Origin of the sequence: Nonomuraea sp. CA-143628, from assembly GCF_050942315.1 — a bacterium.
Taxonomy (GTDB): domain Bacteria; phylum Actinomycetota; class Actinomycetes; order Streptosporangiales; family Streptosporangiaceae; genus Nonomuraea.
On the sequence record NZ_CP192072.1, the window covers coordinates 9,557,729 to 9,572,590 of the forward strand.

Annotated in this window: 11 protein-coding genes and 2 pseudogenes; 9 read left to right on the top strand and 4 right to left on the bottom strand. The window is 69.0% G+C overall.

What is annotated here, in order from left to right; all coding sequences use genetic code 11:
* Window positions 1–48: 48 nt before the first annotated feature.
* Window positions 49–846, bottom strand: a complete 798-nt coding sequence (locus ACQP2T_RS43415; RefSeq protein WP_433510682.1) for a hypothetical protein — start codon at window positions 844–846, stop codon at window positions 49–51.
* A gap of 140 nt (window positions 847–986) precedes the next feature.
* On the opposite strand from ACQP2T_RS43415, the gene ACQP2T_RS43420 reads away from it, so the two are divergent.
* The 8 genes and pseudogenes from ACQP2T_RS43420 to ACQP2T_RS43455 all read left to right on the top strand — a co-directional run.
* Window positions 987–2,474, top strand: a complete 1,488-nt coding sequence (locus tag ACQP2T_RS43420) for a mannitol dehydrogenase family protein (protein ID WP_433510683.1) — start codon at window positions 987–989, stop codon at window positions 2,472–2,474.
* 189 nt (window positions 2,475–2,663) lie between these two features.
* Window positions 2,664–4,076, top strand: coding sequence for an extracellular solute-binding protein (locus ACQP2T_RS43425; RefSeq protein WP_433510684.1), 1,413 nt, complete (start codon window positions 2,664–2,666; stop codon window positions 4,074–4,076).
* Entirely contained in the window at window positions 4,077–4,991 is a 915-nt protein-coding gene (locus ACQP2T_RS43430) for a carbohydrate ABC transporter permease (protein WP_433510685.1), read from the top strand. It begins immediately after the preceding gene.
* Window positions 4,988–5,932 carry a carbohydrate ABC transporter permease gene (locus ACQP2T_RS43435; RefSeq protein WP_363991383.1) on the top strand — a complete coding sequence of 315 codons (945 nt, stop codon included), beginning with the start codon at window positions 4,988–4,990 and terminating at the stop codon, window positions 5,930–5,932. The genes ACQP2T_RS43430 and ACQP2T_RS43435 overlap by 4 nt, the downstream gene beginning before the upstream one ends.
* Before the next feature lie 8 nt (window positions 5,933–5,940).
* A complete protein-coding gene (locus ACQP2T_RS43440) occupies window positions 5,941–6,954 on the top strand; it encodes an NAD(P)-dependent alcohol dehydrogenase (protein WP_433510686.1) in 1,014 nt (337 codons plus the stop codon).
* 15 nt (window positions 6,955–6,969) lie between these two features.
* Window positions 6,970–8,079 (top strand): ABC transporter ATP-binding protein, encoded by a 1,110-nt coding sequence (locus ACQP2T_RS43445; protein WP_433510687.1) that lies wholly within the window; start codon window positions 6,970–6,972, stop codon window positions 8,077–8,079.
* A gap of 717 nt (window positions 8,080–8,796) precedes the next feature.
* Window positions 8,797–10,128 (top strand): annotated as a pseudogene (locus ACQP2T_RS43450) (PAS domain-containing protein); the annotation flags it as partial.
* A 204-nt stretch (window positions 10,129–10,332) separates the two neighbouring features.
* Window positions 10,333–10,650, top strand: a pseudogene (locus ACQP2T_RS43455) (ATP-binding protein); the annotation flags it as partial.
* Between the two features lie 68 nt (window positions 10,651–10,718).
* On the opposite strand, the gene ACQP2T_RS43460 reads toward ACQP2T_RS43455, so the two are convergent.
* From ACQP2T_RS43460 to panD, 3 genes are all read right to left on the bottom strand, one after another.
* A complete protein-coding gene (locus ACQP2T_RS43460; protein WP_433510688.1) occupies window positions 10,719–11,948 on the bottom strand; it encodes a hypothetical protein in 1,230 nt (409 codons plus the stop codon).
* Between the two features lie 187 nt (window positions 11,949–12,135).
* On the bottom strand, window positions 12,136–13,095 hold the full coding sequence (locus tag ACQP2T_RS43465) for a LacI family DNA-binding transcriptional regulator (protein ID WP_433510689.1): 960 nt from the start codon (window positions 13,093–13,095) through the stop codon (window positions 12,136–12,138).
* 206 nt (window positions 13,096–13,301) lie between these two features.
* A complete protein-coding gene (gene panD, locus ACQP2T_RS43470; protein WP_433519908.1) occupies window positions 13,302–13,718 on the bottom strand; it encodes an aspartate 1-decarboxylase in 417 nt (138 codons plus the stop codon).
* A 130-nt stretch (window positions 13,719–13,848) separates the two neighbouring features.
* Between panD and ACQP2T_RS43475 the strand changes: the two genes are divergently transcribed.
* Window positions 13,849–14,859, top strand: a complete 1,011-nt coding sequence (locus tag ACQP2T_RS43475) for an ABC transporter substrate-binding protein (RefSeq protein WP_433510690.1) — start codon at window positions 13,849–13,851, stop codon at window positions 14,857–14,859.
* Window positions 14,860–14,862 lie beyond the last annotated feature (3 nt).

Consider the following 14,862-nt stretch of genomic DNA (forward strand, 5'->3'; position numbering starts at 1 on the left):
CCACCGGAAGGTGAGTGAGCGTCAACAGCGGCCGGTCCGCCAGGAGCGTCAGGAGCGGCCGATGATTTCGGCGGCTATGTCCCAGCTCAGCGTCTCGTCCCCGCCCCCTGGGATCAGCCGCGCCACGGCGGGCTGCAGGTCCGCCACCCGGTCCGGATGCGCCAGGGCGGCGTAGCCACGCTGGTTACGGGCGGACAGCCCGGCCGGGTCCAGGTCGGGGAGGAAATACGCCATGAACTCCCGCCCATCCTCCGGGAACCCGTGCCGCCCGGCCAGCGGCGCCAGGTCCGCGTGGATCCGGCGCAGGTCGACGAGATCCTTCTGTACGGCGTCCATGAGGACGCGGCGCAGCTCGCCGTGCTCGGCCCAGCCGGCGGCGAGATCCGCGATCGTCCGGGCGGGAGCCGTCACCGGAATCCCCTCGACCACGCCCACCTCGTCCGGTTTCAGAGCCGCGACGTGCATCTTCGTCGCCCGCGGCCCCTCGAACTCCTCCGGCACGGTGAACGTCACCAAAGGGCTCGGCTCGGCGCCCAGCCCGTGCAGGCCGCAGGCCGACTCGTGCGACAGGACGGCGTCCTCATGCAGGCTCTGCGACCGCTCCCAGCGGAAACTCTCCGGCATGATCGCCAGCCAGGCGGCCAACGGGTAGGCGTAGCGCGGCCCCGTGGCCGACCACGCGAGCTGGTAGACCGCCCAATCCAGCTCGACCAGCAACGCGGACTCGGCGAAATGGAGCAGCGCCGGCTTGTCGATCTCCAGCCGGCCGGCCTGCGCCTCCGTGATCAGCCCGCTCTGGCGCGCGGCGACGGCCGAAAGCGTGGCGAACTGCTCTTCCCACATCATTCCTCCACCAATGATCCGCGTGACAAGGACAACCTAGCCGCCCCGGCCTCCGCCGCTGGTGCTCACGGGCATACACGCAGGTCAGGAGTTTGAAGCCGGTGGAGCTGGCCATGCTGAGCGTAGGGCCGAAGGGGGGACTCATGGCGGTGACGACGCTGACGCGGGAGACGATGACGAGCCTGTCGGAGCAGGTGGCGGTCCCCTCCTACGACCGGTCGCGGCTCACGACCGGCATCGTGCACTTCGGGGTCGGCGGATTCCACCGCGCGCACCAGGCGATGTACCTCGACCGGCTGATGAACGAGGGCAAGGCGTTCGACTGGGCGATCTGCGGGGTCGGGGTCCTGCCCGGCGACGCCCGGATGAGCGCGGCGCTGACCGCGCAGGACGGCCTCTACACGCTCGTGCTGAAGCACCCTGACGGAACGCGTGAAGCCCGTGTCATCGGGTCGATCATCGAGTATCTCTTCGCCCCCGACGATCCGGAGGCGGTCATCGAGAAGCTGGCCGACCCGGCCGTACGCGTCGTGTCCCTCACCGTCACCGAAGGCGGCTACAACATCCACCCCGTCACCGGCGAGTTCGACCCGGAGTCCCCGGCGATCCGCGCGGACCTGGCGCCCGGTGCGGTCCCGGCCACGGTGTTCGGCCTGGTCACCGAGGGGCTGCGGCGGCGGCGCGAGCGGGGCGTGACTCCGTTCACGGTCATGTCGTGCGACAACATCCAGGGAAACGGCGACGTGGCCCGCCGTACCTTCACCGCCTTCGCCCGGCTCGCCGACCCCGAGCTCGCCGCCTGGATGGAGCGCGAGGTGGCCTTCCCCAACTCCATGGTCGACCGCATCACCCCGGCCACCACCGACGAGGATCGCGAGGACGTGGCCCGGCGGTTCGGGGTCCGGGACGAGTGGCCGGTCATCTGTGAGCCGTTCACGCAGTGGGTGCTGGAGGAGCGCTTTCCCGGTGGCCGGCCGCCGTTCGAGGAGGTGGGGGTGCAGGTGGTCGCGGATGTCGAGCCGTACGAGCTGATGAAGCTGCGCCTGCTCAACGCCGGGCACCAGGCGCTGGCCTACTTCGGCTTCCTCAGCGGCTATTACTACGTCCACGAGGCGGCGGCCGACCCGGTGATCGCGACGTTCCTGCTCGACTACATGGACATCGAGGCCACGCCCACGCTGCGACCGGTGCCGGGCGTCGATCTGGACGTGTACAAGCGGACCCTGATCGAGCGGTTCTCCAACTCCGAAGTACGCGACACGCTCGCGCGCCTGTGCGCCGAGTCGTCGGACCGGATCCCGAAGTGGCTGCTTCCCGTCGTACGCGAGCAGCTGGCCATGGGCGGTTCGGTGACCCGGGCGGCCGCCGTGGTGGCCAGCTGGGCGCGTTATGCCGAGGGCGTCGACGAATCGGGGGAGCCCATCGCGATCGTCGACCGGCTGAAGGACCGGTTGACGGCCATCGCGCGGACGCAGCGCCAGGACCCTACGGCGTTCATCGCGAATCGGGAGCTCTTCGGTGATCTCGTGGATGACGAGCGGTTCGTCCGGCCGTATCTGCGCGCGCTGGAGTCGCTACGCGCCAAAGGCGCCCACGCCACGGTTCGGGAGCTCGCGGAGCACCGCACCTGACAATTTTACTTAACTCATGAAAGCCAAAATATCCCCTTATTTCTGCGAAAACCTCACATATGAGTTTTCAAACAATGTCGATAAGGGATAAACCTAGTCTCATCGCCCTTTTCTTATGCGGTATCGGGGGGTGAAGAGGCGGTGAACTATCCACCTCAACCGAGCAGGCGCGACATTCTCCGTGGAGCCATGGCCGCCGGGGCAGCGGTCACTCTCGGCGGCGGGCTGAGCGCTTGTGGATCTCGCGGGGACGTGGCGCGGGCGAGCACGACCGACCAGTGGCGCCAGTTCCAGGGCGCCACCCTGAACTTCATCTCGGAGAACACCGCCCCCACCGCCGCCATCGCCGCCAACACCAAGCCGTTCACCGATCTGACCGGGATCAACGTCAACATCGTCACGCTGGAGCTGACCGCCCTGGTCCAGCGGGTCGCCCTGGACCTGGCCTCGGGCCGGGCCCAGTACCAGGTGATCTACGCCGACCCCTACCAGGTGCTCGCCCCGTACCAGCGCGGGCTGGTGGACCTGCGGACGCTGGAGGCGGACCCCAACCTGCCCCGCCTGCCCGGCGGCATCGGCGACTTCATCCCCGTCCAGATGGACGCCGCGGGCCGGTTCGTCGATCCCGCGGCCTACTACGCCCTGCCCTATGACGCGCCGACGATGATCTGGCAGTACCGGCAGGACCTGTTCGCCAAGTACCACGACCGCATGGCCCACGACCTGGGGTTCGACCCCACGCCGGGCGGTGACCGGACCTGGGAGGAGTACTTCCGGATCGCCCAGTGGTTCAACAAGAACGCCACCTCGGACGTCAAGTACGGCACCGGGCACCAGGCCAGGCAGCACGACTCCCTCATGAACGACTTCAGCAACGTCCTGTGGTCCTACGGCGGCGCCTACTTCGACCACGGCAAGGAAGTGGGCCGTCTGGGCGCACGGGATCCGGGACCGTGCCGGCTCGACTCCGAGGCCGCCATCGCGGGCGCGGAGTTCTACAACCGGCTGCTGTCCATCGCCGACCCGGCCTCCAAGACGTGGGACTGGGACGGCGTCGGCGCCGCCTTCCGCGCGGGCCGGCTGGCGATGTGCCCGAACTGGCATGAGTTCGCGGCCAGCAACGAGCAGGTGCTGCCCGGCAAGGTCGGCTACGCGGTGCTGCCGAAGGGCCCGGTCGCCACGGCCAACATGTACGGCGGCACGGGGGTCGGGATCAGCGCGAACACGATGCCCAACGAGCGCGGCGCCGCCTGGCTGTTCCTCGTCTGGGCCACCTCCCCCGAGACGCAGCTGGCCAACCTCAAGAGCAAGGCCGGTGGCGGCACCCCCACGCGTACGTCCGTCTATGAGATGCCGGAAGTGCGCGCGGCCGAGAAGCGGCCGTCGTCGATGCCCAACATGCTCACGGCCGCCGCCGTACGGGAGGCATGGACGCCCGAGCGGATCGGCCTGCGACCCAAGATCCCCATGTGGAACGAGTGCAACACCGCGATCTTCACCCAGCTGTCCACGATGCTCAGCGGGGCGGAGTCACCGGCGAACGCGATGCGTTCGATCAAGTCCCGGGTCGACCAGATTGTGGCGCGAGGGTGGGTGGCCTGAATGGCGGAGGCGGCGGTACGCGGCTCGGCCCAGCCGAAGAGCCGCAAGGAGCCGCGGGTCGGCTTCGAAGGCTGGATGATGGCCCCCGGTCTGCTGCTGCTGGCCGCGCTGTCGATCGTGCCGTTCATCGCCTTGATCGCGATGAGCTTCTCCCGCGTCCGGCTGCTGGGCGGGGTGAAGCTCGACCTGGTGGGGCTCGGCAACTGGGCGCGCTTCTTCACCGACGCGGACATGTGGCTGTCCTGGCTGCGGACGATCATCTTCTTCGTGCTCACCGTGGGGCTGGAGATGGTCCTGGGAATCGGCATCGCCCTGTGCCTGTTCCGCGTGCTGCGCGGCCGTAACATCCTGCTCGGCCTGCTGTTGCTGCCGATGTTCGCCGCGCCGTCGATCGTCGGCCTGCTGGGGCGCTACCTCACCGACTCCACCTTCGGGCTCTACGCGTGGGTGCTGCGCGGGCTCGGGTACACCGGTGACATCCTCGGCGCCCCGGTCAGCGCCTTCGCCGCCGTCGTGCTCATGGACGTGTGGGAGTGGACCCCGCTGATCGCCCTGATCACCCTGGCCGGGCTGTCCAGCGTGCCGCAGTCGGTGCGGGAGGCCGCCGCGGTCGACGGCGCCCGGGGCTGGATGACGCTGCGCTACATCCTCTTCCCGGCGATCTCCAATGTGCTGCTCGTCGCGCTGCTGATCCGCTCCATGGACGCCATCCGCTACTTCGACATCATCTGGGTCACCACCAACGGCGGCCCCGCCGACGCGACCAAGATCGTGCCGGTCCGGCTGTACGAGACCGCGTTCCGCTTCTTCGACCTGGGCTACGCCGCCGCCATCGGCCTGGCGATGCTGGCCTTCTCGATCTTCATCGCGCGTACCTTCGTCCGGCTGCTGGACGTGAGGGGGTTGACCCGATGAGCACCTCGATGACACCGCCGGCGGCGCCCATGCCTCCGGAGACCCTTCCCGGCGAGGCCACCCGGCCACCGGTCACCGCCGCCCCGCGCGGCGAGGCCCAGTCGCCGCTGGAGGAGAGCAGCCGGCGTACGCGGTGGCTGGTGACGCTGCTCATCGTGCTGGCGCTGCTCTGGACGCTGGTCCCCCTGATCTGGATGCTGATGTCGTCGTTCAAGAACGCCGAGGCCGTGACGGCGGCCACGCCGCAGTTCTTCTTCTCGCCGACCTTGGACAACTACCGCAACCTGTTCACCGGCGCCAACAACCTCGGGCCGTACATCGTGCACAGCGTCCTGGCCGCCGGGATCTCCGCGCTGCTCGCGGTCGGCCTGGGCGCGCTGGCCGGGTACGGCCTGGCGCGCACCCACATGCGCGGGAAGAAACACCTGGCCTTCTGGATCATCTCCACGCGTATGGCGCCCATCGCGGCGGTCGTGGTGCCGCTGTTCCTCATCTTCCGCGGGCTCGGCCTGATCGACTCGATTCCCGGCCTGATCCTGGCCTACCTGACCTTCAACCTGCCCTTCGCCATCTGGCTGATGAGCGCGTTCTTCGCCGAGGTGCCCTCGTCGCTGGAGGAGTCGGCGCTGGTCGCGGGCTGCTCCCGCTGGCAGGCCTTCTGGATGGTCATCCTGCCGCTGACCAAGTCGGGGCTGGTCACCACGTTCATCCTGTGCCTGGTCTTCGCCTGGAACGACTACGCCTTCGCCGTGGTCTTCTCCGGGCCGAACTCCCAGACGCTGCCCATCGCCGCCTCCCAGCTGGTCACGCAGACGGGCATCGACTGGGGGCAGCTCACCGCGATCGGCACGATCGTGGTCGTGCCGATGATGCTCGCCGGGCTCGCCGTGCGCCGCTGGCTGGTCACCGGACTCACCCTCGGCGCCATCACCGGGGAGTAGGTGAGGCTATGCGCGCGGCCGTACTGCACGGCATCGGCAAGATCCTGCTGGAGGAGCGCCCCCGGCCCGAGCCCGGCCCCCGGGAGGTGCTGGTACGGGTCGCGTCGGTCGGCACCTGCGGCTCGGACGTGCACTACTACGAGCACGGCCGCATCGGCGACTTCGTCGTGGAGTCGCCGCTGGTGCTGGGCCACGAGGCGTCCGGCACCGTGGTCGTCAGCGGGCCGGGCGTCGGCCGTGAGCTTGTGGGGCAGCGGGTCTCGGTGGAACCGGGTACGCCCGACTTCACCTGCCGGCAATGCCGGGCCGGCCGGTACAACCTCTGCCCGCGGATGCGGTTCTTCGGCACCCCGCCGATCGACGGCGCCTTTTGTGAGTACGTCGTCGTGCGCGAGGAGCTCGCCTACCCCGTCCCCGACAGCCTGTCCGATGACGCCGCCGCGCTGATCGAGCCGCTGTCGGTGGGCGTGTGGGCCTGCCGGAAGGCCCGGGTCGAACCGGGCGCCCGCGTGCTGGTCACCGGCGCCGGCCCGGTCGGGCTGCTGTGCATGCAGACCGCCCTGGCCTTCGGCGCCACCGACGTCCTGGTCACCGACGTGAACCCCATACGGCTCAGGGTGGCCCGCGACCTGGGCGCGAGCGAGACCCTCGACGTGCGCGAGAACCCGCTGTCCGACGCCGGGTTCGAGCCCGACGTGCTGCTCGAATGCTCGGGTCAGCCGGCCGCGATAGGGCAGGCCATCCGCGCCGTCGGACGGGCCGGGCGGGTCGTCCTCGTCGGCATGGGCGGGGACGAGATCCCGCTGCCGCTGGCCCACGTACAGACCCGCGAGCTGGAAGTGACCGGCACGTTCCGCTACGCCGGCACCTGGCCGGCGGCCATCGCCCTGGCCGCCGCGGGCCGGGTCCAGCTGGACGCGCTGGTGACCGGCCATTACGGCCTGGCCGAGGTCGAGCAGGCGCTGACGGCCGGCGCCCGTGACCCCGAGCTGGTCAAGGCCGTCGTCCGGCCGCAGAAGTGAGTTTTGGGGGAGATCATGTCCAGAGTTCTTTACGACGAGGCGACCAGGGTCTATCCCGGAACCGAGCGGCCCGCGGTCGACGCGCTCGACCTCGACATCCATGACGGTGAGTTCCTGGTCCTCGTCGGACCTTCGGGGTGCGGGAAGTCCACCTCGCTGCGCATGCTCGCCGGGCTGGAACGGGTCGACGGCGGGCGTATCGCCATCGGCGACCGTGACGTCACCCACCTGGCACCGCGTGACCGGGACATCGCCATGGTGTTCCAGAATTACGCGCTTTATCCGCACATGTCGGTGGCCGACAACATGGGCTTCGCGCTGCGGGTGATGAAGGCGCCCAAGGAGGAGATCGACCGCCGGGTACGGGAGGCCGCGGGCCTGCTGGACCTGACCGAGTTCCTCGACCGTAAGCCCAAGGCGCTCTCCGGCGGGCAGCGGCAACGCGTGGCCATGGGCCGGGCGATCGTCCGCGAGCCGAAGGTGTTCCTCATGGACGAGCCGCTGTCCAACCTGGACGCCAAGCTCCGGGTGCAGACGCGCACCCAGATCGCCGCCCTGCAGCGCAGGCTCGGCGTGACGACCGTCTACGTGACCCACGACCAGGTCGAGGCCATGACGATGGGCGACCGGGTCGCCGTACTCAAGGACGGGGTGCTCCAGCAGGTCGACACACCGCTGCGGCTCTACCAGCACCCGGCCAATGTCTTCGTGGCCGGCTTCATCGGCTCGCCGTCGATGAACCTCGCCGAGTACCCGGTCGAGGGCGACGAGGCGATCCTGGACGACACCCGGGTGCGGCTGAGCCGCGAGACGATCCAGGCGCTCAAGGAGGAGGGCGGCAATCGCGTCATCCTGGGCTTCCGGCCGGAGGGCGTCGAGGTGGTGGGCGAGGGCACGCCGGGCAGCTTCCCGGTCACCGTCACCGTCGTGGAGGAACTCGGCTCGGACGCCTTCCTTTACGGCCAGTACGCCGACACGGCCGACCCGGTCCGCCTCGGACAGACCGTCATCGCCCGCGTCGACCCCAACATGCCCCCGGCCAAGGGCGAACGGGTCCGGCTGCGCATCCTGCCGGGCAAGGAACGCCTCTTCTCGGCGGCCACCGGCCGGCGACTGCCCGCCTGACCGGGTCCGTTGTCGTTCCTGTGTGGGCACAGCTGGGGGAAGAGGATGGCCAGGAACGAAACCTGGGCCGCCGGTTCTGAGAACGAGCGGCTTCGTGGGCTCGCGCTCGCCTCTGCCGGACTCAGTGAGACCGAGGTGCTGAAGTACGCGTTGGACCAGGCGGTCGCCGAACTGCGCGGGCTGAGCGGGATGGTGCACTGGTCCGGGACACTGGGCGGCGACAATGAGAAGCCGCGTCTGGTGGCGGCTTCCGGGATGCCTCCCGTCCGGCTGCAGGCCTGGGGCGAGATCCAGGGCGTCATCGTCCGGGTGTTGCGCGACGGAGCGCCCGCGTGCACATCCGTCGCCCTCGGCGCCGGGTGCGGGAGCGCTGAGAAGGCCGAGTACGGGAGCGCCGAGAAAACGGTCATGACCACCCCGCCTGTCGGGACCCTGACGACCGTGCCGCTGCGCGTACCCGACAGGCCCATCGGCGTGCTGTCCGTATTCTCCTGCGGGTCCGCCCAGCCGACCGGCCGCCAGCGGGCGTTCCTGCGATCGCTGGCCGGTTGGCTGACCCAGCGGCTGGCCATATCCGGCACCGGCTCGGACACCTGGCGCCCGTGGGAGGAGGACCTCTGCGCCGATTCTCATCTCCGGGAGGCGCTGAAGGCGACCAGGATCGGATCCTGGGACTGGAACATCGTCACCGGCGAGCTGTACTGGGACGAAGCCGCCATGACCATTCTGGGGATCGACCCGGCCACCGGCCCCCACACGATCGACTACTGGGTCGACCTCGTCCACCCAGATGACTATCCCCGGGTGATGGCCGCGACCGAGGAGGCCATCCGTACCAAGGCGCTGTACGAGGTCGAGTACCGTGCCCGCCGTCCGGACGGAACCACGGGCTGGCTGCAGGCACGCGGCCGGATGGTGCTGGACGAGGGCGGCGAGCCGGCACGCATGATCGGCACGGTCTGGGACACCACGGAGAGCCACATCGCCCGCGAATCGGTCAGCCGCGCGTTGCGCTACATGAGCGACGCCTTCCTCGCGGTGGACCGCGACTGGCGGCTCACCTTCGTCAACCTCGACGCCGAACGCCTCCTGGGGGTTAACGACCCCCACGGTCAGGTGCTGTGGGGGCTGCTGGCGGGAAAGTTGCCGAACCTACGGGCGGCGTGTCGCCGGGCCGTCGCCGAGCGGGAGCCGGCCACTCTCGACGTGCGGTGGCCGACCGACGGCCGCTGGTACCACGTGCGGCTGTTGCCGGTGCCCGACGGCCTGACCCTCTATCTCACCGACATCACCGACAAACGCCTGAGGGAGGCCGAGCGCGAGGCCGCCGAGCGGGCCACCGCCGAGCGGACCGCCTGGATCCAGGAGCTGACGCAGGCCCTCGGTGACGCCGTGACCGCCCGTGACCTCGTGCGGGTCATCGTCGAGCGGGTGCTTCCGCCGTTCGGCGCGGCGGGATTGATCATGCTGACGGTCGACAGCGGCCGCCTGCACGTAGCCGGAGCCTTCAACTACGCCGCGAACGTTCTCGACCGGCTGGAGGACCAAGTGCCCGTGGATCCGTCCGCCCTCTCCGACGCCCTGCGATCGCGTGCCCCGGTCTTCATCATCTCCAGGGCCGAGCACCGCCAGCGCTATCCGGACTTCGCCGGCTGGATGACCCCCAAGAGTGCCGGCAACTCAGAGGTGGGCGCCTGGGCGATCTTGCCGCTGCTCGTGCCCGGCCAGTATCAGGGGTGCTGCGTGATCTCCTACGACCACCCGCATCGCTTCCCCGGCGAGGAGCGTGCGCTGCTCACAGCGCTCAGCGGGCTGATATCCCAGGCTCTGGCGCGAGCCCGCCTCTATGACATGGAGCGCGCCCGAGTCAAGGAGCTGCAGCGCCTGCAGGCGGGGCTGCGCGAGTCCCTCGATCGGCAGCGGCGCTTCACCACCGACGCCTCCCACGAGCTGCGCACCCCGGTGGCCGGGCTGCGGGCCCAGCTGGAGGAGGCGCAACTCCACCCCGAGGAGACCGACCTCGGCGACCTGCTCGAACACACCTTGCGCGACGTGGACCGGCTGCAGGCCATCACCACCGATCTCCTCCTGCTGGCCAGGCTGGGGGCCGACCAGGACGTCGTGCTGGAGAAAGTGCACCTGACCCGGCTGATCGAGACGGAGCTTCCTTGCCGCGCGAACGGTCCGCGCCCCGTGCGATGCCGGCTCGAACCCGATGTGGTGGTCGAGGCCGTCCCCGGGCAGATCATCCGGATACTGAACAACCTGCTCGAGAACGCGCAGCGTCATGCGGTGTGCCGCATCGACGTCGGATTGCGGCGCGATGGCGACAACGCCGAGCTAACCGTCACCGACGACGGCCCGGGAGTCCCGGCGGCCGAACGCGAGAACATCTTCCAGCGTTTCACCCGGCTGGACACCGCGCGCAGCCGCGGCACGGGAGGCACCGGCCTCGGCCTGGCCATCGCCCGCGAGATCGCCCTCGCCCACCACGGCACCCTGCACGTAGAAGCCCCACCCACCCACGGCGCGCGCTTCATCCTCCGCCTCCCGCTCGCCCATCAGGGGTGAGGAGCCCGGTCAGCCGATCTCTGCGGCCACCGGTCGGCGACTGCCCGCCTGACCGGTGCCCGCTGGTCTCACGCCATCTTCTCCAGGAGGTAGGTTCCGGTGCCGTCCGCCATGCCGGTGCTGTACTGCCGCAGGGCCTCGCCACTCGCGACCCGAGCCTGACCGAACATGAAGCCGCCGGCCTTGACCTGGAGGCCGACCCGGTCCGAACCGGGCACGTCCCGGTAAATGTAGAAGCGCTGGCGGTCGTCCACGGTCTGGCAGCCACCCTCCTGAAGCCTGCCGCCCTCGTTGATCTCCTCTCCGGCGGTCAACGTGAGGCATTTGCCGCTGTAGTGGCTGAGGAGGATGTGCTCGGCCATGCCATTGCTCACCGGACCCTGGCACAGGGCCCACTGCGCGCGGGTGTTGCTCGACCAGCCCGCCAGGCGGATCTCGTCGGTTCCGTCGATGTTGTACCAGTTCAGCAGCCGGTCCGGGGTGCCGATCCGGAAGTAGCCGGGCTCGCAGACGAAGCCCGGCGGGATGGCGAACGGCGCCACCGCTCTGGCCGAAGCCTGCTCCTCCGTCTGCTTCTGCTTCTGTGCCTGCTTTCTCGCCTGCTCCTCTGCCTGCTTCTTCGCCGCCACACCGTCACAGCCGAGCTGGACCTGCGCCATCCTCATGATGCTGCCGGCGGGCACCACGTCCTCACACCGGATCGCACCTTCTTCCATCACCGAGTACGTCGTGTAGCTGCCGCCTGGCCGCTCGACCCACTCAGTGGCGTACTGGCCGCCGCCCTTGTCGACCCGGGTGCAGTTGAGGCCGCCGTATTCGCCGGTGACCTTCCGGGTCCCTTTGAACAGACCGTAATAACCCGGGGCGAGGAAGTTCCAGGTGATCGCCTGGACCTCCTTGTCCGTCGAGGCGGTGGTCTTCTTGACGGTCCGGTTCACGAACGCCTCGACCCTGCCGAGGACCCCGATGTTGAACCCGGCCAAGATCTGCGTCGTGGTGCCGACCTCGACCGTGACCGTGGTCGAGGTTTCGAGGGTGATGGTCTGAGAGCCCGTCGTGCCGGAGGTGACGAAGAAGGTCTTGAAGTGCGTGAGCGTCGGCGTCATCACCGCGCTTTTGACGATCGGGTAGCGCTTGCCGAGATCGGCCGCGGTGCAGGCTTCGCCCGGCTTCGGGTCCACCGCCGCCCCGGCGGAAGTGGACATCGCGTTCACGCCGACGAGCCCCGAGGCGGCGAGCATCACCAGGGTGAGCGCACCCTTGGTCCAACGACCGGGCGCGAAGCGTAACCGTTTCACTGTGCCTCCCTTCGGCCGAGCCCCACCAGCGGTCGGGGCCGGGCAGACCGTCGTTTGCTGAAAGCGCTTACAGCACGATTTACACAGTGATCAGCCGTGCTTACCCTGTCAAGACCCATGCGGGTTTGTGTCAAGTCCGCGCGCGGATTTGGGACCGTACCGAGGGGAGGACCGGAGCGCTAAGACGTCAGGCCGTTCCGCAGCCGCAGCTCCCCCGGATCACCAGCTGCGTCTCCAGCACCCGGTCGACCGCGGCCGGCCCGCCGCCCTCGATCTCGCGAAGGAGCAGCCGTGCCGTCTCCCTCCCGAGTTCGCGCATCGGCTGGTGCACTGTGGTCAGCCCCGAGACCGGCAGACCGGCCATCGGGATGTCGTCGAATCCGGTGACGGCGACGTCCTGCGGGACGCGATGTCCCATGTCAAGGAGGGCGAGCACGGCGCCGATGGCGGTCTCGTCGTTGACGCAGACCAGGGCTCTCGGCGGCGGCCCGGCAGCCAGCAGCCGGTTGACCGCGATGAACCCGTCGGACTGGGTGAGCCCCACCCGAACCGGCTCCGCCGGCATCGGCACCTGAGCCTGCCGGTGCGCCTGCTCGAACCCCTGCCACCGGTAGGTGGCGTCCGGCGAACTGCCGGGATCGCCGACAAACGCCAACCGTTCGTAGCGATGGTCGATGAGCAGATGCCTGGTCAGCCGGTCGAACGCCGAGACGTTCTCCACCCGCACAGTGGGAATGCCCACCCGCGGCCTGCTGGCCAGCAGAACCACCGGATCGCCCCGGTCCCACAAACGGTCCACGACGACGTCGGGCAGCACGCCGCCCATGACGGCGAGTCCGTCGACACGTGCCGCGGTATCCCTGACCAGCTCATCCGACTCACGCAGCAAGTGCGTGCCGAGAATGACGACCGCCAGCCGAGCCCGTACGGCCTCCTCCTCGAAGCCACCGATCACCTCGGAGTAGTACGGCCCTGACAAGCCCGGGAACACGATGCCGAGCGCGCCATGGGACCGCTTGGCGAGGTCGCGCCCCAGCCGGCTCGGCCGGAAGTCATGAAGCTCGATGGCGGCGAGCACCCGCCGACGGGTCTCCTCGGAGACCTGACCGACCCCACGAGCCACCCTGGAAACGGTCGCGGCGGACACCCCGGCCTCCTGCGCGACCTCCTGAAGGGTCGCAGGGCGCCTACCCCGCCTCGCCATCGCTCCCCCGTTCCCAGGCGCATCCGGCGTCTGAAAACGTTTGCCGAAATGTTTGCCGGGACTCTATTCCCCGGGAAACGAGGGTCGCAACCCTCGTTCCGCAGGGAATGTCGCTCGCCGGAGATCAGCGGGGCCGCCCGATTACTAGATCAACCGACCATTGAGCCCGACTTCTGGTCGAGGGAGCCCGGAACCGGAGCGGACGGGTCGGATCCGAGGTCGATGATCCGATTGCGCCCGTCGACGTGGACGACCGACGGGACGTACGACTTGACCTCGCTCTCGTCCACCTGCCGGTAGCTCATGATGATGACGAGGTCATCCGGGGACACCAGGTGTGCGGCCGCGCCGTTGATGCCGATCACCCCCGAACCCGCCGGCCCTTCGATGACGTAGGTCGTCAGCCGGGAGCCGTTGGTGATGTCGACGACGTGGACCTGCTCGCCCTCGACGAGGTCGGCCGCGTCCATGAGGACCTTGTCGATCGTGATCGAGCCGACGTAGTGCAGGTCGGCCTGGGTCACGGTGGCCCTGTGGATCTTTCCGCCGAGCAGGGTGCGCTGCATGTCCATGCCCTCCGAAGAGTCGGTAAAAGTTAGGTAATGCTATCCTAAGTACACCCATCGACTCCCGCCTGTGCAACCCCCCGGCCAGCGGTCACCGAGGCGCCGGAGGGCACAGAGACAAGGAACTCAGATGACTCCTCCCGGCACCATCCGTCCCTGGCAAACCGCGGCGATCGCCGTGGCGTGCGTCCTCATGGTGAGTTCGCTGATCTCGTGTTCGAGCTCCGCGCCGGCCCCGAAGCCCACGGCGGCGGCCGATTCGGCCTTCCCCGTCTCCATCGACCACAAGTTCGGGTCCACCACGATCAAGTCGCGGCCCACCCGGGTGGTCACCGTCGGGTGGAACGACCAGGACTACGCCCTCGCCCTCGGTGTCGTGCCGGTGAGCACGCGGGAGTGGTTCGAGGAATACCTCAGCTATCCGTGGGTCAAGACGGCGCTGGGCGGCAAGCCGCTGCCCACGTTCTCGGCGGAGATCAACTTCGAGGCCATCATCAAGCAGCGGCCCGACCTGATCATCGCGATCTACGAGACGATCAACAAGCAGACGTACGACAAGCTCTCGCAGATCGCCCCCACGGTGATTCAGTCCAGCGCGTACCCGGACGAGCAGACGCCGTGGGACGTCCAGACGCTCACCACGGGCAAGGCACTGGGCAAGTCCGCGCAGGCGCAGGCGCTCGTCGACAAGGTCAACAGCAAGATCGCCGCGGCGAAGCAGGCGCATCCCGAGTTCGCCGGGAAGGTTCTGGTGGTGGACTACGGTCCCGAGAACGGGCAGCACTACCTGATCCCGGGCCGCGACCCGCGCCGCGCGCTGTTCGACGCGCTCGGCTTCGCCGCCCAGAGCCAGAGCGGCGACATCAGCGAGGAGCGGCTGGACCTGCTCGACAAGGACGTGCTGTTCGTCAACGGCTCGACCAAGGCGAAGATGACCTCCTCGCCGGTCTTCTCCCGGCTGAACGTGGTCAAGACCGATCGGACCATTTATACGGACTTCTCCACTCCGCTTGGGGGCGCGTTGTCGTACAGCGGGCCGGACGCGCTGCTCTACGCGCTCGACGTGCTCGTGCCCCAACTGGCGATCGCGGCCGACATGAAGCCGTCGACCGCGATCACCGACCTGTCGAACGTCAGCTGACCG